This window comes from Actinoplanes sp. NPDC051470, from assembly GCF_040682035.1.
Lineage (GTDB): Bacteria > Actinomycetota > Actinomycetes > Mycobacteriales > Micromonosporaceae > Actinoplanes.
In genome coordinates, this window is the sequence record NZ_JBFBAA010000035.1 from 64,938 (window position 1) to 84,574 (window position 19,637).

A 19,637-nucleotide genomic window follows, 5' to 3' on the forward strand; every position below is an offset into this window, starting at 1 on the left:
GAGCAGGTCACGCGGCCGTCCGTCTAGGGAAGTGCGGCGATCTGCCGGGTCGTGCACGTGAGGGTTCGGGCTGGGTTCAGAGCCGTGCCCGGGCACGGAGACGCAGGTTCTCCGGAAAGACGCCGAAGGCCATGCGCTCTCGGACGGGGCCGCCCGAGTGGTCCTCTTCGAGATCGAATCCGCGGGCCAGCACCGAGGTCGCGATTGTCGCTTCGATCAGGGCCAGGTTGCGGCCCGGGCAGAACCGAGGTCCGTTGCCGAACGGTGCGAACGGCAGCGCCTCGGGCGGCAGCTTCCCGTCAAGCCAGCGCTGCGGGCGGAAGGCCTCCGGGTCGGGGAAACGCTCGGTGTCGCGGAGGGCGCCGTAGCTGAGCAGCGCGAAGATGGTCAGTCCCGCCGGGAGGAATAGCTTGGTGCCGTCGCGAGTGGTCAGGGTCAGATCCCGCGTCGGCTCGAAGACCTGGTACGGCGCGACCGGGCGGAGCCGAAGTGCCTCGTTGACCGTCGCCTCGGCGTACTTGAGCCGGCCGATCGTTGCCGGGTCGGTGGGCAGTTGCTGATCGCCGAGCACTTCGTCAGCCTCGGCGCGGACCTTTGCCGCGATGTCCGGATTCGCCGCCAGGTAATGGAGGGCCCATGCGGCTGCCGCCGAGGTGGTGTCTTCGCCGGCGAAGAGCATGGTCAGCACGTTACCGAAGACCTCCTTCTCGGTGATCTGCGGTTCGTCGTCCAGCGGCTGGACCAGCGCCTCCAGGAAGTTCGCCGGTTCCGCACCGGTCGCCATGCGATCCCGGGCCTTGGCGTAGCTTTGCAGCACCACCGCCTCAATCTCCCGGACCGTCTCGTCCAGCCGGCGGTCCTGCGGCAGCTTCACGTACCGCCAGTACGGTACGGGCGCGCCAAGCCGTCGGCCGAATGCCGGGAACAGGGTCGGAATCCGGCTGTGCAGGCCGTCGCCGGTGCTCTCCAGCGAGTTCAGATCGTGGCCCATGGCCAGCGCGGCCGTGACGTCGAGGGTGTAGCGCATCATCAGGTCCAGCACGTCAATCGGCCCTGCGGTGGTCGCGGCGCTCTCCCACTGCCGAACCAGCCGCCCGGTCACCTTGGTGATCGTGGTGAAGTACTGACGCAGGTACGCGGCGTTGAGGCTGCGCGTCGCCACCTTGCGCAGCCGCCGCCACCGTTCACCTTCCGCGGTGAACACTCCGTGCGGAGCTATCTCATCGATCACGGTCGCCATCACGGCGCTGCGCCGGAAGTCATCGGGCCGGCGGCGCAGCACCACATCGATGATCGCCGGATCGGCGGTGGCCACCGCGTCCAAGTCGGGCAGACGAAACCGGTAGGTGAGGCCGTACGTGTCCGCCCACGACTCCAGCACCCGATGCGAAACGTTCCCGCGGACGAATTCCGGTAAGTTGCCGACCAAGGGCAGGGGGCGGGGTCCACTCAGGGCGCTCACAGTCACGGGCATTTCGTAAGCTTCCCGAACACGGGACAGAAAATGCGCGTTCATCGGCCTGATCAGTTGCTGATCTGCCCGTATGGACCTACCGCCCGTGTCACATCTGGCTCGATGCAACCACCCTGCCGCCCAGAGTCGTCAACGGGACATGACCTTTATCGATCCCGTGCCGACAATTGTGGTTACTCCGTGAGTCGGCGCGGTGCAGTGATCGCCGGCGTCGCCCTCGCCGTAGTGTCCGGTCTGACCGTCCCGGCCACCGCGGCGAATGCGACGGCCGAGACCGTCCCGGCGACGACCATCGGGCCTGCGGCGGTGCCGCCGGTGCAGCCCGCGAACCCCGTCGACCCGGGGATCCCTGGCCGTTTCGGCACCTTCGAGGGCGAGTACGACCTGCCCGAAGTTTCCATACCGGAGTTGGCGAAGCCGGTCGAGATGCGGGCGTTGGTGATCGCGCCGAAGGGTGTGCGCACGAAGCGACCGATGGTCGTGTTCCTGCATGGCCGGCAGGACGCCTGCTACACGCCCGGCGAGGACGAGTACGTGGCTGGCTGGCCGTGCCCGCACGGTTCCTTGCCGGTTCCCAGCCATCGTGGTTTCCGGTCCATGCAGCAGTTGCTCGCCTCGCAGGGATATCTGACCGTGTCGATCGCGGCGAACGGTGTCAACGCCCAGGACGGGCTCGACGACTTCGGGGCGCAGGCCCGGTCCTCGCTGATCCGGTTGCACCTCGGTAAGTGGGCCGACTGGGCCGGCGCGGGCGCCAACCAGACCCCGGCCGTTGTCCGCCAGGCGCCGCCGGCCGACCTGTCCCGGGTGATGGTGATCGGTCACTCGCGCGGCGGCGAGGGCGCGAACCGGGCGGTGATGGACAGCCTCGCACCGCCGCCACCGAGCGTCGACGGATATCGGGGCAAGGTTCGCTGGACGATCCGCGGCCTGGTCGGCATCGGGCCCACCAACGGCGGGCAGAACCCGGTCCCCGACGTGCCCTCCATGATCATGCTGGGTGGCTGCGGCGGCGACGCCACCCTGACAGGGCAGATCTACGTGGACGCCACCCGCGGGGTGAGCAGCGGCCGGGCCCTGCACAGCGCCCTGTACGTGATCGGCGCGAACCACAACTTCTACAACAGTGAGTGGACTCCGGGGCAGTCGGCTGCGCCGTCCGACGACGACTGGTGGGACGCCGACGATCCGGTCTGCGGACCGGGGCGGCCGACGCGGTTGACCGCGGGACAGCAGCAACAGGTCGGTGCCACCTACGTCGCGGCCGCGGCAAGGGTGTTTCTCGAGGATGACGACGCGGTACTGCCGCTGATCGACGGCTCGGGTGTCTCCGTGCCGTCGGCCGGCCCGGCCCGCGTGCTGAGCCATGCCATCGGAGCGGCCCGGACACCGGTGATCATCCCTGACCCGGCGGTGCTGCGAGTGGATGGGGCGCGGCTGTGCGAGCAGGTCAACGACAACGACGAGAGCAAGGCCTGCCTGCCGTGCCGGGCGGAGGACGGTTTCGGGTCGCCGCACTTCACCGGGTTCAACTACATGAACGTCGAGCCCGGCCGGTGGGCGGTCCGGATAGACCCCGGCAAGCTGGCCGTGCTGACTCCGGAACACGCCGCCGAGGTTGGCGGTGAGCTGGCGATGCGGTTGATCGTGCCGCCGAACACCACGGGCAACAGGTTCGGGATCGCGGTCATCGACCGCTCCGGACGCCGTGCGGACCTGGGCGAGGTGCACGTCGACGGCCTGCCCGGTACCACGAACACGTTCAGCCACTGGGCGCGTGAGGTCCGCGTACCCCTGCGGGATGTGTCGTCGATCGCCAAGTTGGAGATCCATCCACGCGGATCAGCCACCGGCTGGTTGCTCGACGCGTGGGGCCGTCGGCCGGGCACGCCGGACCCGCAGACCCGGGGGCTGCCGCGGATCGACGTGGGCTCCGCCCGGGTGAAGGAGGGCGACTCCGGAACCACCACGATTGACCTGCCGCTCACGGTGACCGGCTCTGGTGCGGGTCAGGTGCGGGTGTTCATCAACAACATGTCCTCCACGGTGCTGACGGTCAAGCCGGGCGACCGGCGGCTGACCGTTCCGTTCAGCGTGCCCGCCAACACCCGGTTCGGGGATGACACCCTCGTGTTGCTCCATGCCAAGGCGGTCCGCGGACTCGTCGTCGGCAACTACTTCGCCACGTCGGTGATCGAGAACGACGACCCGGCCCCGACGGTCGTGGTGGACCCGGCCTCCGAAGTCACCGAGGGCGCGACCATGCGCTGGCAGATCAAGCTTTCCGAGCCGGCCGACGCGTACGCCTGCCTGGAGGGGACAGTAGTCGCGCCGGACGGCGCGCCCGAGCTGTCGACGACCGACGTGGACCCGCACTGGCTGACCGACCAGGACATCACCCCGGAGCCGTCGCGTCCGCTTTCGAAGGCCGGCGCGTACGCGTCCACCTGCGTGGAACCGGGCCAGCTCACCGGTGATCTGGACATTCCCACGGTCACCGACGATGTCACCGAGGCTCCCGAGGACATCCGAGTCGAAGCGAAGATCCACCTCGGCTCCCGTACGTTCACGCAAACCCTGACCGGCCACGTCACCGACCCGCACCCCAGCGCTGGAACCGACTGATCCGCGACAGCTGGACCGGTGCGAGATCTGGTCCGGATCGACGTGGGCCGGAAGTCCGGGGGCTTTGGGGAAGTGGCCGAGGGTAAGTTCGTGCATCGCCTGCGGCGGATCGATCGCCGAACGAAGGGGGCCGGCCGGTACGCCGTCAGGCAGATCCGCTGACCGTTCCTCAGACATTTGGACGGGTCTGTCCAGCGGTCATGCCCATCCCGGAGGCAGCCGTGGGTTGCTCACGGCACGTCGCTCAGGCGGCTTCAGCGCCACGACCACGTCGTCACAGCAACTTGACGCTTCGTGCCACCCCATTTCATAGTTACGATCATTCGCAATGTTGATCACGTCTGCTCGGGAGCCCAGCAGGCGGGCGTCAGCGTGACCGATGCCGCCAGCCCACGCCATCACAAGGCGCTGCGCGCGCTCGGGGCCGAGACGATCGACTACCGCGACCGGACCGGGCCGGCCGTATCCGGGGCTGGCCCCCGACGGGGTGGGCGCCGTGTTCGACCAGCTCGTTTCGACCAGCTCGTTTCGACAAAGGAGATTCATGGTCAAGATGATCGTGGCCGCGCCGCCGATTCCCGGCGAGTTCGGGCCGTTGCTGCGGCTCGCCCGCGCTTTGGCGGCCCGCGGACACCGGATAACGTTCCTCACGGGCAGTGTGTATCGAGAGCAGGTGGAAAGCGCCGGCCTCCATTTTGCGCCGCTCGGGGGAGCGGCGGATTACGACTTTCAGCAGTTCGTCGCCGAGCGGGCGACAGCGGGTCTCGCGCCGGGCCCGGAGCAGCTCAACTTCGACTGGATCCACAACTTCGTCAATCCGATGCCGGAACAACATGCTGCCCTGCAGAGGCTGCTCGAGCAGGATCCCGACCAGTATCTGATCAGCAACGTGTTCTTTTTGGGCGCGGTGCCGGTCAAGTACGGCGTGCCCGGCCGGCTCCCGGTTCGCTGGGTCGGGGTCAGCGTCGTCGGGCTGGCCGTCAGCAGCGACGACTCCTCGTTCTTCGGTCCTGTGCCGGTGGAAGCCGGCCATGACCCGAAGGCGGCCAACCGCGCGGCCAACGCCCAGTTCAACGAGGCGTTCGCGCCGACCCGCGAACGCCTGAACGCGGTCCTGCGTGAGATGGGGGCCGCCGCGGAGGTGGAAGGGTTCGTCGACTTCGTCTACACCGTTCCGGACGCGACGGCCGTACTTACCGTGCCGGGGTTCGAGTTCCACCGCAGTGACCTTCCCCGTACGATCGAATTGGTCGGTGCTTTCCCGGCGGAGCCCGCCCGGCGTTGGGATCACCCGTACTGGTGGCCCGTGCTCGACGGATCCAGGCCGGTCGTGGTTGTCACCCAAGGCACGTTGGCCAATGACGACCTGTCGCAGCTGGTAGGACAGGCGTTGATCGGGCTGGCTGACCTCGACGTGACCGTCGTAGCGGCACTCGGCGGAGCCGATCCGGAGGCATTGGCACTCGACGTGCCGGCGAATGCCCGGGTGGCCACCTACGTACCCTTCGGCGAGCTCCTGCCGAAAGCAGACCTGTTGATCACCAACGGTGGCGCGAGTGGCATCCACGAGGCACTGTCGAGCGGCCTGCCGGTGATCATCGCGGGGGAGACCGAGGACAAGCCCGCCAACGCGGCTCGCCTGGCTTATCACGGGCTCGGTATTGACCTGGGCACCGCGACGCCGACCCCGCAGGCCATTGCCGAGGCTACCGCCTCGCTGCTTGCCGATGCCCAGGTCAAGCAGAACGTGGACCAACTGGCGAAGGTTTACGCGGAGCATGACCCGGTCGCCGAGATCGAGCGCCTGGTGCTCAGTTGACAGGTCCGGGTGGTGGCCGACTCATCTTGGCCGGCTTCTCACGGTGCCGTACTTACGATCACTCCGCGAATGACCGTCACTATGTATCGGTGCGACACGCAGCGTGAAGGCGTAGGAATCTTGACGCGCTAGTGAAGGCCGACGCGGAGGTGTAGGTGCTCAGCCCCGTGCAATAGCAGGTCACAGCCTTGATCAAGGACATGGGGCCGGGCCGAGGTGAGGCATGCGAGTCGGTCGAGGGCTCCCGTCCGACCGCGTCGCGGACCGCCTCGTACTGCCCGAACGGACCCCCGGCCGAGGGCGACCGGGCAGACCGCACCGCCGGGCGCCGCAGAGAACGATCGCTGAACCACCTTGCCGACCTCATCCGCATCGTCGCCGTCACCGTCGATCTCACTGGCGTCCCGGTCCCGGCCGTCAGGCGCTGCTTATGCTGCCTCACCTGCGCAACGGCGACACGTTCACCCGCCTGGCCGCCGGCTTCGAGATCGGCGTGGCCACCGCGCCCATGCCCGCATCCGCGCCCGCGGCGAACGCGCTGTCGCGACCTTGACGACGTGGAAGCTCCTGACGTCACCGTGGTGACCAGTTGAGCCAGTGATCATGGTGTGTGACAGTTTGCGGGTGAGCGGAGATTTCTCGACGCAAGCGGATGAAGCCCGGCGTATCGCCGAAGATGTCCTCTGGCCAGACGCTGCTGAGGTCGACGCCGCAGATCAAGTGCCGGAGAGTCATTTCTCTGCTCTTGATGCGGCCGGCCTGACCGGGCTGGTCGGCCTTCCGGATCTTCCGCCTGGGTCGGCGGTCATCATCACGCAAGCCCTTGCTACCGGATGCCTGGCCACCGCGTTCATGTGGCTTCAACATCAGGGCGCCCTTCTCGGCGTGGCGCGCAGCGCGACCCCGATCCGGACCCGATGGATCGGTCCCTTGTCGAGCGGTGCGGTACGAGCCGGTCTAGCCACCACGGGTCTGCAAGCTCCGGCTCCGCTCACCGCCGAACGCCATGGCGCTGGCTGGGTGCTGACGGGACGAGCCCCGTGGGTGACCGGCTGGGGTTCCGTCGCAGTGCTCCGCATCGCCGCTCTCGACGGCGAGGTGGTGCGTGACTTCTTGATCGATGCCCTTCCGGCAGCAACGCTTGCCGCACGTCCGATGGATCTCATCGCCGCGCAAGCGAGCCGCACCGCGGAGCTGACCCTCGACCGGCACGTCGTGCCCGCCGATCGTGAGCTGTCCGAAACGTCGCTGGAGGACTGGCGCATGTCATCCGAGCGAAGGGTCAACGGCACCGGAGCGCTTGCCCTCGGGGTGGCGCGACGCGCCGCCGGTCTCGCCCGGTCGGACGCGCTCCTGGCCGAGATCGACGCAGCGGCGGGCATCCTGATATCTGCTTCCGAGGACGACCTTCCCGCGGTAAGGGCGGAGTGTGCGCATCTTGCCATCCGCGCCGCGGACTCTCTCGCGCTCGCCGCCGGCAGCCGTTCCGTCCTCCGTGGCAACGACGTCGAACGTCTCGGGCGGGAAGCGCGGTTCTGTCTGGTCGCCGGCGCGTCGCCGCGGACACGACGAGCACTACTCGCCACGTTCAGCGGTGGCGGGGTCGATCCGCACTGACTCGTCAGAACCATGCGAATGTCCGGCGCGGCACACCAGGCGAGCGTGCCGACGCACAGGTTGAGCCCGTGATCGGGGCTGCGGTGCAGGTCCACCAAAGCCGTACCTGCTCCCGTCGGCTGACCCTCAGCCTGGCGCAAGTCGTGAACCGTTGAGCCTCGTGCCGCGTTCTTCAAGCGAACCATCACCACGACACGGTGCGAGAGCCGGAATCCGGCGTCCACCTGGGAAGGAGCGCGCTTTGCCTTTTGTGGAGTCGAACGGCATCAGCCTCTGTTACGAGGCTATCGGCGACGCCGCCGATCCGGTCATGCTTCTGATCATGGGAGTAGGCGAGCAGCTCATCGCCTGGCCCGACGGGTTCTGCGAGATCCTCGCCGGCCACGGTTTCCGGGTCATCAGGTTCGACAACCGTGACGTCGGGTGGTCGGACTGGTTCGATGAGGCCGGCGACGTCGATCTGGCCGGCCTGGCCGCGGGTGACCTGTCGACCGTGCGTTACGGGCTGTCCGACATGGTCGCTGACACTGTCGGCCTGCTCGCCGCTCTGGACGTGTCCCGTGCGCATGTGGTCGGGGTGTCCATGGGTGGCGGTATTGCGCAGCAGATGGCCATCGAAAACCCCGAGCTCGTGGCCAGCCTTGCGTCGATCATGGCGACCACGAGCGATGGCAAGGCCGGAGGGAGCTCCATCGATAACGCGGCCGCGCTGTTGCCCCAGCCGGGCGCCGATCGTGAGGTGGCGATTGCCGCGGATGTCGCCCTCTTCCGGCTCATCGGGTCGCCGGGGTTCGAGACCAGCGATGCGGAATTGATCCGGCGCGCAACGGCCAAGGTTGGTCGCGCTTACCACCCGGCCGGCACCTTACGCCAGATCGCGGCCAACGCGACGGCCCCCGACCGAACCGAGCGCCTCCGTACCCTCGAGACGCCCACCGTGGTCATCCACGGCGACAGTGATCCTTTGGTCGAACTGAGCGGTGGGCGCGCCACGGCCGAGGCCATTCCCGGCGCCGAGCTTCTGGTGGTTCAGGGCATGGGACACGACCTGCCGGCGGGAGCGTGGAAGTTGATCGTGGACGCCATCGTCGCGAACGCCGCTAAAGCGTGAGCCCCACGGGCACAACACATCGGCTTGATGTTGGACACCCGCGAAATGCCAAGGCCGGAGGTGTCAGGGCGTAGTTGGATTCCGACGGAGAGAGATCCCAGGCGGCTGCCTCATGGCTCGACCGGAACCCGGCCAGGTTTGCGGGGCCGGCCGGCGACTCGTCACGCCTGGCGGCTCGGCCGACCGAGGGCCCGATGTGACAGGCCTTCGGCAGACGCAAGCGCATGAACCGTTTCAAAGCCGCTTATCCGGTCAGCTCGAGCGACCCCGGTAAACACATTCCGCGTGGCTCGGTGCGCGTGACGACGAGGTGGCAGTGTCGGCGCTGCTTGATCGGGCGATCAGGTGCGGGTGGAGGCGAGCAACTGGACCGCGCTGTCGACCTCCAGGTCGATCAGCCGCTGTATCTCGATGGAACGGTTGTCGACCATGCCGGTGAGCTCCAGGCTGACGATCCCGTGCACCCGCGTCCAGATGACGATGGCGGCGCGGGCGATCCGGGGGGCGGTGCCCGGCCGGTCCATCGCGCGGGCCCACACGCGCAACTGCCCGTCGAGCGTACGGTCACCGCTGGTGCTGACCGCTGCGGCGTCGGCCACCTCGGTCAGCAGGTCGACGAGTTGCGTCATGGCCATGTTGAGTGGGCTGTCGGCGACGACCTCCGCGGGGATCTCCCCGGGCGGCTCGCCGAACAGCATCCCGTAGCGGCGGCGGTATTGCAGCGCCCAGGCACGGTAAGCGACGACCAACTGGCGTACGCGTGACCGCGGGGTCCGCCGCCGGCTGTTCATACCCTCGGCCATCGCCGCCACGAGTTGCTCGTACGAACGGGTAATCAGGTGCGCCACCAAGGCGTCGCGCGAGGGAAAGTAACGGTAAACCGCGGGCGCGGACATCGCCATGCTGCGCGCGAGTGCCGCGATGGACAACGCGTTTGCGCCGTCCTCGTCGATGATGGCGAAAGACGCATCCTCGATTTCCTGCAAGGTCGATACCCGCAGTCGCTCACGCCTGCTCATCGTCCGCGGTTCATCAGTCACGCCGGCATTCTAACCAACGATTTACTGACATGAGTGCCGGGTCCTATTTGCGCGAGTGACGCAACTGGCGAGGTCACGGCCTTGTCACCCCACCACGGCGTCACCGTGGCGGCGGGCGTCGGCCGGCACGGAAGGCCGGACGTAGGACGACGCCGACCTTCGTTCGAGCCGTATCCAGAATGTTCAATCGGTGTGGGCGGCACTTCCGGAGAACCTTGTCGTAGCCACGTATACGGCTTTGACAGCACCTGAATACGCCGTTTTTGAATTGTTTCAAATGGTGGATGCGGTGGCTCTCCGGGCATTCCAGATGTGTTCGGTGGTGGAGCGGCTCCGTGCGGCCGGGGCCACGGGTGGCGTGGACGGCAGCCGAGAAGTATGCGATGAGGCAGACTCGTCCGCGACGTGTTGACACCCGGCATTGCCCCGCAACTTAGTTTCGTTCGATCGCATAACGACGGTCCCTCGAGAGCCGAGGAGTTGGTGACGACCTTCGACGGCGCGGTCTACCAGCATCGTCACGCCATCGAGTGCGGTATCACGTCGATGTCATAGGGCATCGCCGGCCCATGTGCCGGCGAAACGGGGAGGCCGGCCGGGCACACCCCAAGTTGGCATCGCGGGCGATGTGCACTCGCGGCAGGACAGCACCGGCGGAAGGTGTCGCTTCTACCGGGATCTCCGCAGCACGGCATGGAGGTCGGGCCGGCCGGCGGCACCCGCGCCCTCGAGCTGAGTCATCTCCGGTCGTTGCCTGTGCCTTGGCGCGATCCGCGACCGCGCATCGGCGGCCGTGACCAGCTGAGGAAGCTGTCCCGTTGGTGGTTCACCACTCCGACTTCTCGACGAGTGCCCACTCGTGGTCGTCCCCGTCGACGCAGCCCACCAGGGTGAGGCCGGCGCCGGCGGCGCCGTCACCGATACCGAAGACGTCGAGGCACATCGCCGAGGTCGCGTTGACCAGCCGGTAATACTGGCGCCCGTGCGAGGTGAGGCGGGGCACGAGCCGGAAGAGCTGGTTGTCCTGCCCGAAGCAGCCGTTCTCGACGACCGCCGTGCCTGGGGCGACCGTGCCCGTACCGGGCACGTCAAGGCACAAGCCGTCGTCGACGTTATTTATCCAGTAGAGCTGGTTGCCGTTCGCGTCGGCGCCGTGCCGCACGAACGTCCACTCCTGGTTGTCGTCGTCGGTCTTTCTGCACGGGGACTGGCCCACCGGCTGCTCCGCGCTGCCGCCACCGGTGCCGGGCAGGTCCACGCACATGCCGGTCTTGTAGTTGTGGACGAAGTACGGGCCGTAGCCGGCCACGCCGTTACTGCCGGCCGACTTGACCGGTGGCTGGTTCCTGCGTCCGGGAGGGCTGGCGCCGGTGGCCTTCGGCGAGGACTTGCCGCCCCGCGGCGCGGTGGCGGCGGGCGGCCGCTCGGTGCGGGGCGCCGGAGCGCGGTCGTGGGCCGGCGTCGGGGACGCCTGAGGCGGGGCCGGACTGCTGGCCTGATGGAACGGGCCGACGTTCTGCGTGGCGGCGGAGTCGGTGAGGTTCGCGTAGGAGTTCCGGCTGGCGAGGAACGCGCCACCGCCGGCCAGCGCCAACGACATCACCAGGGCGGCGGCTCCCATGAGCGCGGTCGGCCGTCGCCGTCTGCTTCCAGACTGCGGATCCCGGGCGGGAACGCGGGTGTCCGGTACGGTGCCGCCTCGTTCGGGTTGAGGGCCGAGAACGGGGTTGGAACCGCCCGCGAGCAGCCGGTCGAGGAGTTCCCGGGCCGTTGGTCGCTGCGCCGGGTCGGTCAGCAGGGCTTGCTCGACGAGCGTACGCAGCGGACCGTCCTCGATGCCGTCCAGCATGGGCGGCTGGGTGAGTATCCGCGCCATGGTGGCCATGGGTGAGTCGGCCTCGAAGGGTGCCCGTCCGGTGCGAGCGAACGCGATGACACAGCCCCAGGCGAAGATGTCCGAGGCCGAGGTGAGGGGGACGCCCGGCGCGCCGAAGCGTTCCGGTGCCATGTAGTTGACCGAGCCGAAGATCTGACCGGTACGGGTGAGCTGAACCGCCGACGCTTCCATGGCTCGCGCGATCCCGAAGTCGATTACCTTGGGGCTGCCGGGTGCGAGCAGAACGTTACTCGGTTTGAGGTCGCGGTGGATGACTCCCGCGTCGTGGATCGCCGCCAGCGCCGTGGCTACGCCGATGGCCACGGCGTGCAGGTTCGCCGAGGTCAGCGGCCCCTTGCTCTGGACTTCCTGGGTGAGGGAAGGTCCGTCGACATATTCGACGACGAGATAGGGCAGGGGCGCTTCCGGGTCGGCGTCCAGGACCGCCGCCGTGCAGAACGGTGGCACCTGCCGGGCCCGTTCGACCTCGCCGCGGAATCGGCTGCGGAAGTCCGCGTCACGGGCCAGCTCGGCGTGCACCAGCTTCACCGCGACCAGCAGGCCGGAGCCGGTGCGGGCCAGGAAGACGACGCCCATGCCGCCGGCGCCCAACCGGCCGACCACTTCGTACGGACCGATGTGCCGAGGGTCGTCCGGTTGCAGCGGTTCGTGCTGTGCGCTGACGTGCTCGATCACAATTCACTCCGTGGCCGGGTGCCGTCCTGGGCGAGGACCGCGAGGGGAGACACTACAACCCCACCGCACGAAGTGCCCTGAACTGAAGCGCCGAGACAAGAAATGCTGCCCCAGCGGTCCCCGCACGGGCTCGTGAGGCAGCTCGGTGGGCCAGCGCCACGGTGGTCACCGGCCGACGAGGGACATGTGCTGCTCGTTGTAGCGGTTGCCCTGCACTCCGATGCGGTCGGCGAGCGCGTTGAGGTCGGCGAGGTCGTCGGCGGACATCGGCACCTGCGTCGCGGCGGCGTTCTCCCGGACCCGTTCCAGGCCGCCGGGTGCCGGGGATGGGCACAATCGCCGGAGACTGGGCGAGCAACCAGGCGAGGGCGAGCTCTGGGACATGCCCATGGCGCCCAGACCGATGGCCGAGACCTGTAGGCCCTGGCCGAGGGTTCGCGTGTGGATGGTGTCTCCTTCGATGTGTACGGGCGGAGCGAGCAGGTGCATCTCGGCGAGGAACCGTTCGTCGCCGGGCCGGAGCCGAGTCGTCCGGCACGTCGGGTGGCGCGGATGCCGCCGAGTCGATCCTCTCGGAAGTTCGCGGAGGTCAGCGGTTGGTGAGTCGCTCGGCGGCGGCGGGGTCGGTCTGGTGGGTGGCGGCCCAGGAGGCGAGCAGGCGCAAAGCGTCTTCGGTACGGGAGGCGGGCTCGGCGGCGTACAGCGTCATGGTGAGGTCGGGGTCGGCGCGCAGATCCATGCTCTCGTAGGCGAGCTCGAGGTCGCCGACGGCGTGGTGGTGGTGGAAGGTCTTGACGCCGGTGCCGTGGGTACGCACGTTGTGGGCGCCCCACCGGCGGCGGAAGTCGTCGCTGCGGGTGGACAGCTCACCGACGAGGTCGTGCAGACCCTTGTCGTGGGGGTCTTTGCCGGCCGCGGTGCGCAGGTTCGCGACGGTCATGTCGGCGGCCACCTCGTAGTTGGGGAAGAAGCGGCGCGCGGCGCTGTCGAGGAACGTGAACCGGCCGAAGTTCGGCGGCCGGGTCGGGTCGGCGTAGACGTCGCTGTACATGGCCCGGCCGAGGTGGTTGGCGGCGAGCAGGTCCTGGCGGTTGTTGACGATGATGGCCGGGGCGGTGGTGATGGCGTCCAGCGACCATTGCAGGCTGGGCCGGATCTGCCACTGCCGTGGCCGGCGGGTCGGGCGCAGGACCGCGTTGCTGCCGTCGGCCTCGTGCGCCAGGCGCATCAGGTGGGCGCGTTCGGCGTCGTCGAGCCGCAGCGTACGGGCGATCGCGTCGAGGACGCCGGGGGAGACCCCGGCCAGGGTGCCGCGTTCGAGCTTGGCGTAGTACTCCACGCTCATCCCGGCCAGGGCGGCGACCTCGCTGCGGCGCAGCCCGGGCACACGGCGCTGCCCGGAGGAGGGCAGACCGGCCTGCTCGGGGCTGATCTTGGCGCGGCGCGTGATGAGGAACTCGCGGACCTCGGCTCGATTGTCCATACCATCGACGGTACGACGAGCCCGGCCGCGGTGGGATGCCCTGCCAGTACACCCATCGTCGGTGACTTCCTCCCCGGGCCGGGCTGGGATGTGCTGACCGAGTGCTTTCGATGACGTCCGTACCCGCTCCGCCCGTCGCCCGTCGCGAGGTCGCGCTGACCTCCGGGCTGATCGCCACCGTGATCTTCCTGACCGCGATCGCGCCGCCGGCCACCGACATGTACGTGCCGGCGTTCCCACGGGTCGCCGGTGACCTGTCGGCGTCGGCGACGCAGGTGCAGCTGACCCTGACCACCTTCTTCGTCGGCATGGCCCTGGGACAGTTGATCGGCGGTCCGGTGTCGGATCAACGCGGCCGGCGCCGGCCGCTGCTGGCCGCGCTGGTGCTGATGACGGTCGCCTCGATCGTGTGTGCCCTCACCCCGTCGATCGGGATCATGATGGTGGCCCGGCTGGTGCAGGGTTTCACCGGCGGCTGGGCGATGGTGATCGGGCGGGCGATCATCGTGGATCTGGCCACCGGCGCCCGCCTCGTGCGGGTGCTGAACGTCATCGCCGGGGTCGGCGGGGTCGCCCCGATCGCCGGACCGCTGCTCGGCGCGGTCATCCTGCAGCTGTCGCACTGGCGGGTGTCGTTCTGGACCGTCGCCGCCTTGAGCATGGCGATGCTGGTCGCGGTGCTGGTGGCCGTCCCGGAGTCCCTGCACCCGGACAAGCGGCACAGCGGCGGACTGCGGGCCTTCGCCGTCGCCGGGCGCCAGGTCCTGGCCAACCGCCGCTACGTCGGCTATCTACTGGTCACCGGGTCGGCCATGGCGGCGTTGTTCGCCTACGTCGCCACGTCGGCGTTCGTACTGCAGTCGATGAACGGCATGTCACCGATCGCCTATTCGGCCGACGTCGCGGCCAACGCCGCCGGCATGACCGTGGCTGCGCTGGTCGCCGCCCGGCTGGCCGGCCGGGTCGCCGCCCGCAAGGTCATTCTGGCCGGGCAGGTGGCCGCGCTCGCGGCCGGCGTCGCGATGCTCGCCGGCGCGGTGTGGTCCGGCACGCCGTTGCTGCTCGCCGTCGGCTGTTTCTTCGTGCTGATGACCGCCCAGGGCCTGATGATCGCCAACGGCGGCGCCCTGGCGTCGGCCGAGGTCCCGGAGCACCCCGGTACGGGCTCGGCGGTCCTGGGGTTCGTCCAGTGGGTCGCCGCCGGGACCATCGCCCCGATCGCCGGGCTCGGCGGTGAGCAGACCGCGGTGCCGATGGCGTTGATCATGGTCGGTGGTGCCGTCCTGTCCATGGTGGGGCTGCTCGTGCTGGCCCGCGGCGAGGCAGAGCCGGAAGTCGCTCCCCGCTGATGAGCAGCAATGCGAAAACGAGGGCAAGAGCTGCCTTTTGTGGAGAACCTGGTGGACGCCGTCGTCCCGCGTGGGAGAGCTGGCCGGTCCTAAACCTGGTTGCCGTGCCCTGCCGGTACGCCTATCAGCAGAAACTTCTCCGCTCGACACCGGCGCGGTTGGCTGGAGGTGCAGAAAAACGATCAGCGAGGAGATTCATCATGCGTGGTGTTGTCATGCACGGGCCGGGCGATGTCCGGGTCGAGGACCGTCCGGACCCGCGGATCGAGCAGCCCACCGACGCGATCATCAAGGTGTCGGCGGCCTGCGTGTGCGGTTCGGACCTGTGGCCGTACCGAGGGATCGAGAAGCTCGACGGCGCGACGCCGATGGGCCACGAGTACGTCGGCATCGTCGAGGCCGTCGGCAGCGGGGTTCGCACTCTCGAGCCGGGGCAGTTCGTCGTCGGCTCGTTCTGGGCCTCCGACAATACGTGCGAGATCTGCCGGGCCGGTTACCAGTCCGGCTGTGTCCACCGGGTCCTGATGGGCACCGTCGGCACCCAGGCGCAGTACGCGCGGATTCCTCTTGCGGACGGCACCCTGGTCGCCACCCCGGAAGTGCCGCCGGCTGACCTGGTCCCCAGCTATCTGGCTGCCTCGGACGTGCTCGGCACCGGCTGGTTCGCCGCGGTCGCCGCCGAGGCCGCACCGGGCAAGACCGTCGCGGTCGTCGGTGACGGCGCTGTCGGCCTGCTCGCGGTGCTCGCCGCCAAGCAGCTCGGCGCCGAGCGGATCATCGCGATGAGCCGGCACGAGTCGCGGCAGAAGCTGGCCCGTGAGTTCGGTGCTACTGACATCGTCACCGAACGCGGCGACGAGGGCATCGCGAAGATCAAGGAGCTGACCGGCGGGCTGGGCGCCCAGTCGGTGGTCGAGGCTGTCGGCACGCAGGAGTCGATGATGCAGGCCCTCCACTCGGCCCGGCCCGGTGGGCGCGTCGGCTTCGTCGGCGTGACCCACGACGTGGCCCTGCCCGGTCTGGAGCTGTTCGGCGCGTTGGTGCACCTGCACGGCGGTCCGGCCCCGGTACGCCGGTTCCTGCCGGACCTGATGGAACTGATCGGGGCCCGCACCATCGACCCGGGCCGGGTCTTCGACCTCGACCTGCCCCTCGACCGGGCCGCCGAGGGCTATCAGGCCATGGACGAGCGCCGCGCCGTCAAGACCCTGCTGCGCCCGTAACCGATGCGGACCGACGCCCGACCGGGCGGGAGCGGGCCGAATGGTTCCGGGCCCACACCGAACCGCGGTGACGCCTGCCGCATCCCGCGTGTCCGCCGCCTGATCAGCTCCCGCCGCGGGCGGGCGGTGCGGCGGTCGTGCGCCGGGTGACCAGGGCGGGGGAGAGTTTCACCTGGGCGGTGGGCTTCGTGTGGTCGGCGATCCGGTCGAGCAGCATCCGGGCGGCGTTGACGCCCATCTGATGTCCGGCCTGGTCGACGGTGGTCAGCGAGATGGGTCCGAAGGCGGCGAACATGGTGTTGTCGTATCCGGCCAGGGAGATGTCGTCCGGGGCCGAGAGCCCGGCTTCGGTCAGGGCGTCGAAGACTCCCATGGCGACGATGTCGGCTCCGGCGAAGATGGCCGTGGGCCGGATGTCGCGGGCCAGTAGCTGCCGGGCGCCGAGGTAGCCGCCCTCCTGGGTGTAGGTGGTGGACACCACGTCGATCCCGTCGGCGAGGCCGTGGGCGTTCATGGCGTGGCGGTAGCCGTCGGCGCGCTGGGCGTTGGGCATCTCGACGAGGCGTACCGGATCCTTCTCGAGGTGTTCGATGTGGGCGATGTGCCGGTGGCCCAGTTCGGCGAGGTGGGCGACCACCAGGCCGGCGCCGGCGAAGTCGTCGTCGGTGACGGTGTCGTAGTCGCCGGAGTGGCCGTGCCGGCCGACCACGACGGTCGGCGTGGTCCGGGCGACGGCCTGCAGACGCCGGCGGGACGAGATCGGCGCGATGAGGATGAGGCCGTCCATGCTCCGGTCGATCATGGCGTCGGTCAGACGTTCCTCGCCGGCCTCGTCGTTGCAGCACTGGGCCATCAGCAGCTGGTAGTCACTGCCGTTGAGGTGTTCGGTCACGCCGTCGAGGACGTCGGCGAAGAAGGGGTTGCGGATCTCGGGCAGCAGCACGCCGATCGTGTACGTCTGACCTCGCATGCCCCGGGCGGCGGCCGACGGTCGGTAGCCCAGCTCCTCGATCGCCGACCGGACCTTCAGCTGCATCTGCGGGCTGGCTCCGTAGGCGTTGCGGAGCACCTTGGACACCGCGGTGGTGGACACGCCGGCATGCCGAGCCACGTCGACGATGGTCACGCGTCGCGCGGGGTTCGCCTGTCTCGGCACTCAAGCTCCTCGAATAGGAAACGTTGCCCGCCGTACGGAAGGCATGGCGTGGAGGGATCTTCCGCTCTCGCCACCAGGTAGGTCAAGCCTTTCGCCTCGCACGACAGCTCGGCAGGGCGAGGAGCCCCTTGACGGGTTTGATACTGGCTCGTAGTGTCGGCGAAACATTTGGAGAACGTTACCCACGCCACTCCCCGTCGCCGCGCTCTCGCGGCGGCTCCACCACCGCCTCGTCGTGCACACCCGATCCGAGGCGGCTCGATGAAACGATTCAAGCAAGTGGGGTCCTGTGTCAGTTGATCTCAAGACTCGACCGCCCGGCCGGACTGTGGTTGCGCTCGGGGCCACCCGCCGACGGGCCACCGCGCCGTGGTGGTTCACCTTGCCGGCCCTGCTGTTGTTCACCTTCGTGGTGCTGGTTCCCAGTGCCCGGGGCATCTACTACGCCTTCACCGATTGGGACGGCCTCGACCCGGACCTCGCCGTCGTCGGCCTGCGCAATTTCACCGATCTCGCCGGTGACGCCGACGCGCGGCAGGCGATCTGGCACACCCTGCTCATCGCGGTGGCCATCACGGTGATCCAGAACGGGATCGGCCTGCTGCTGGCACTGGGCGTCAACAGCCTGATCAAGACCCGCAACTTCCTGCGGGTGCTGCTGTTCGCCCCGGCCGTGGTCACGCCCATCGTGACGGCGTACCTGTGGCGCAATCTGCTCAGCCCGGACGGCGCCGTCAACAGCCTGCTCGGCGCGGTCGGTCTCGGCTCGTGGCGCCAGGACTGGCTGGGCGACCCGGATCTGGCCCTGTGGATGGTCGTGCTGGTCGTGGTGTGGCAGTTCGCCGGCTACTCGATGGTGATCTTCCTGGCCGGGCTGCAGTCCATCCCGAAGGAGATCTACGAGGCCGCCGCCATCGACGGCACCGGCGCGGTGCGGCGCTTCTGGTCGATCGTGCGGCCGTTGCTGGCGCCGGCCATCACGATCAACCTGATGCTGTCGATCATCGGCGGGATCAAGCTTTTCGACCAGGTGTACGCGCTGACCGGCGGCGGCCCCGGACACGCCACCGACACCATCTCCACCCTGATCTACAAGGACGCCTTCACCCTCGGCGAGTTCGGCTACAGCGTCGCCCTGGCCGTGGTGCTGACGATCATCGTGGCGGTCGTGTCCGCCGGCCAGTACACCGTCCTCAACCGCAACGAGAGGGCGGCGTCATGAACCGCTACACCCGGCGCACCTTCGCGCTCGAAGCCGTCATGATCGCCGTCGGTGCCGCTTTCGCCTTCCCGGTGTACGTACTGGTCAACCTGGCCATCCGGCCCACCTCGGACACCTCGTCGCCGATCCGGCCCACCGGCGATCCCACGTTCGCCAACTTCACCGGGGCGTGGCGCGAGGCCGGCCTGGGCGGCGCGCTGATCAACAGCGTGCTGGTCACCGCGGTCAGCGTCGTCATCGTCCTGGCCGTCTCGGCGCTGGCCGCCTACCCGCTCGCGCGCAGCATCGCCCGCTGGTCCCGCGGCACCTTCCTGCTGATCATGCTGGGACTGATCCTGCCATTCCAGCTCTCCTCCCTGCCGCTCTATCAGACCGTCCGTGACCTGGGCCTGCTCGGCTCGGTGTGGTCGCTGGTGCTGTTCTACGCCGGACTGCAGGTCCCCTTCACCACGTTCCTGTACGTCGGCTTCCTGCGCGCCCTGCCCCGGGACTTCGAGGACGCGGCGTCGATCGACGGTGCCGGCCCGCTGGCCAGCTTCCGCTACGTCGTGTTCCCGATGCTCAAGCCGATCACGGTCACCGCCCTGGTGCTCAACGCGGTCGCCGTCTGGAACGACTTCTTCACCCCGCTGCTCTACCTCAGCGGCAGCAACCAGCAGACCCTGCCCGTGGCGGTGGCCGGGTTCGTCGGGCAGTACGTCTCCGACTGGAACCTCATCTTCGCCGCGCTGCTGATCAGCATCGTGCCGGTCCTGGCGGTCTACCTCGCGCTGCAGCGCAGCATCATCAACGGCTTCGCCGGAGGGCTCAAGGGATGACGCCGTACGCGCTGACGACCGAACAACGCACCGAGCCGCTCGGAATCGACGACACCCGCCCCGGCTCTCGCGGAAGCTCAGCAGCCACCGGGCGACCCCGCGGCTGACGTCCGGCCGCTTCACCTTCA

At 68.8% G+C, this 19,637-nt stretch carries 14 protein-coding genes and 1 pseudogene; 9 read left to right on the top strand and 6 right to left on the bottom strand.

Features of this window, described 5'->3' with window-relative positions; all coding sequences use genetic code 11:
* Positions 1–76 precede the first annotated feature (76 nt).
* Positions 77–1,582: a cytochrome P450 gene (locus AB0M54_RS39955; RefSeq protein WP_364477229.1), complete on the bottom strand. Its 1,506-nt coding sequence runs from the start codon at positions 1,580–1,582 to the stop codon at positions 77–79.
* A gap of 72 nt (positions 1,583–1,654) precedes the next feature.
* Here AB0M54_RS39955 and AB0M54_RS39960 point away from each other — a divergent pair, with 72 nt between their 5' ends.
* The 5 genes and pseudogenes from AB0M54_RS39960 to AB0M54_RS39980 all read left to right on the top strand — a co-directional run bounded on the left by AB0M54_RS39960 (position 1,655) and on the right by AB0M54_RS39980 (position 8,646).
* The gene (locus tag AB0M54_RS39960) at positions 1,655–4,099 is read left to right on the top strand and encodes a hypothetical protein (protein WP_364477231.1); all 2,445 of its coding nucleotides are present in this window, start codon (positions 1,655–1,657) and stop codon (positions 4,097–4,099) included.
* A gap of 544 nt (positions 4,100–4,643) precedes the next feature.
* Positions 4,644–5,918 (top strand): nucleotide disphospho-sugar-binding domain-containing protein, encoded by a 1,275-nt coding sequence (locus AB0M54_RS39965; protein WP_364477233.1) that lies wholly within the window; start codon positions 4,644–4,646, stop codon positions 5,916–5,918.
* A gap of 344 nt (positions 5,919–6,262) precedes the next feature.
* Positions 6,263–6,423 (top strand): annotated as a pseudogene (locus AB0M54_RS39970) (transposase family protein); the annotation flags it as partial.
* Positions 6,424–6,542: 119 nt separating this feature from the next.
* Complete coding sequence (locus tag AB0M54_RS39975) at positions 6,543–7,535, top strand: acyl-CoA dehydrogenase family protein (protein ID WP_364477235.1); 993 nt, start codon at positions 6,543–6,545, stop codon at positions 7,533–7,535.
* A 250-nt stretch (positions 7,536–7,785) separates the two neighbouring features.
* Positions 7,786–8,646 (top strand): alpha/beta hydrolase, encoded by an 861-nt coding sequence (locus AB0M54_RS39980; RefSeq protein ID WP_364477277.1) that lies wholly within the window; start codon positions 7,786–7,788, stop codon positions 8,644–8,646.
* Positions 8,647–8,987: 341 nt separating this feature from the next.
* On the opposite strand, the gene AB0M54_RS39985 is transcribed toward AB0M54_RS39980, so the two are convergent.
* The 4 genes from AB0M54_RS39985 to AB0M54_RS40000 form a co-directional block, all read right to left on the bottom strand.
* The gene (locus tag AB0M54_RS39985) at positions 8,988–9,686 is read right to left on the bottom strand and encodes a TetR/AcrR family transcriptional regulator (protein WP_364331336.1); all 699 of its coding nucleotides are present in this window, start codon (positions 9,684–9,686) and stop codon (positions 8,988–8,990) included.
* 826 nt (positions 9,687–10,512) lie between these two features.
* Positions 10,513–12,258 (bottom strand): RICIN domain-containing protein, encoded by a 1,746-nt coding sequence (locus tag AB0M54_RS39990; RefSeq protein ID WP_364477237.1) that lies wholly within the window; start codon positions 12,256–12,258, stop codon positions 10,513–10,515.
* A 165-nt stretch (positions 12,259–12,423) separates the two neighbouring features.
* The gene (locus tag AB0M54_RS39995; RefSeq protein ID WP_364477238.1) at positions 12,424–12,747 is read right to left on the bottom strand and encodes a hypothetical protein; all 324 of its coding nucleotides are present in this window, start codon (positions 12,745–12,747) and stop codon (positions 12,424–12,426) included.
* A gap of 100 nt (positions 12,748–12,847) precedes the next feature.
* The gene (locus AB0M54_RS40000) at positions 12,848–13,741 is read right to left on the bottom strand and encodes a helix-turn-helix transcriptional regulator (protein ID WP_364477240.1); all 894 of its coding nucleotides are present in this window, start codon (positions 13,739–13,741) and stop codon (positions 12,848–12,850) included.
* 110 nt (positions 13,742–13,851) lie between these two features.
* Between AB0M54_RS40000 and AB0M54_RS40005 the strand changes: the two genes are divergently transcribed.
* Positions 13,852–15,090, top strand: a complete 1,239-nt coding sequence (locus AB0M54_RS40005) for a multidrug effflux MFS transporter (RefSeq protein ID WP_364477242.1) — start codon at positions 13,852–13,854, stop codon at positions 15,088–15,090.
* Positions 15,091–15,290: 200 nt separating this feature from the next.
* Positions 15,291–16,313, top strand: a complete 1,023-nt coding sequence (locus AB0M54_RS40010) for a zinc-dependent alcohol dehydrogenase family protein (RefSeq protein WP_364477244.1) — start codon at positions 15,291–15,293, stop codon at positions 16,311–16,313.
* Between the two features lie 103 nt (positions 16,314–16,416).
* On the opposite strand, the gene AB0M54_RS40015 is transcribed toward AB0M54_RS40010, so the two are convergent.
* A complete protein-coding gene (locus tag AB0M54_RS40015) occupies positions 16,417–17,469 on the bottom strand; it encodes a LacI family DNA-binding transcriptional regulator (RefSeq protein ID WP_364331353.1) in 1,053 nt (350 codons plus the stop codon).
* A gap of 382 nt (positions 17,470–17,851) precedes the next feature.
* Here AB0M54_RS40015 and AB0M54_RS40020 point away from each other — a divergent pair, with 382 nt between their 5' ends.
* Both AB0M54_RS40020 and AB0M54_RS40025 read left to right on the top strand, forming a co-directional pair.
* The gene (locus tag AB0M54_RS40020; protein ID WP_364477246.1) at positions 17,852–18,691 is read left to right on the top strand and encodes a sugar ABC transporter permease; all 840 of its coding nucleotides are present in this window, start codon (positions 17,852–17,854) and stop codon (positions 18,689–18,691) included.
* Complete coding sequence (locus AB0M54_RS40025) at positions 18,688–19,509, top strand: carbohydrate ABC transporter permease (protein ID WP_364331358.1); 822 nt, start codon at positions 18,688–18,690, stop codon at positions 19,507–19,509. Before AB0M54_RS40020 ends, AB0M54_RS40025 begins: the two co-directional genes overlap by 4 nt.
* Positions 19,510–19,637: the final 128 nt, after the last annotated feature.

Excerpts from the sequence above, each read along its gene's own strand:
- AB0M54_RS39965 (WP_364477233.1), top strand. The coding sequence starts at position 4,644 with ATGGTCAAGATGATCGTGGCCGCGCCGCCGATTCCCGGCGAGTTCGGG.
- AB0M54_RS39995 (WP_364477238.1), bottom strand. The coding sequence starts at position 12,747 with ATGCACCTGCTCGCTCCGCCCGTACACATCGAAGGAGACACCATCCAC.
- AB0M54_RS40000 (WP_364477240.1), bottom strand. The coding sequence starts at position 13,741 with ATGGACAATCGAGCCGAGGTCCGCGAGTTCCTCATCACGCGCCGCGCC.
- AB0M54_RS40005 (WP_364477242.1), top strand. The coding sequence starts at position 13,852 with ATGACGTCCGTACCCGCTCCGCCCGTCGCCCGTCGCGAGGTCGCGCTG.
- AB0M54_RS40010 (WP_364477244.1), top strand. The coding sequence starts at position 15,291 with ATGCGTGGTGTTGTCATGCACGGGCCGGGCGATGTCCGGGTCGAGGAC.
- AB0M54_RS40025 (WP_364331358.1), top strand. The coding sequence starts at position 18,688 with ATGAACCGCTACACCCGGCGCACCTTCGCGCTCGAAGCCGTCATGATC.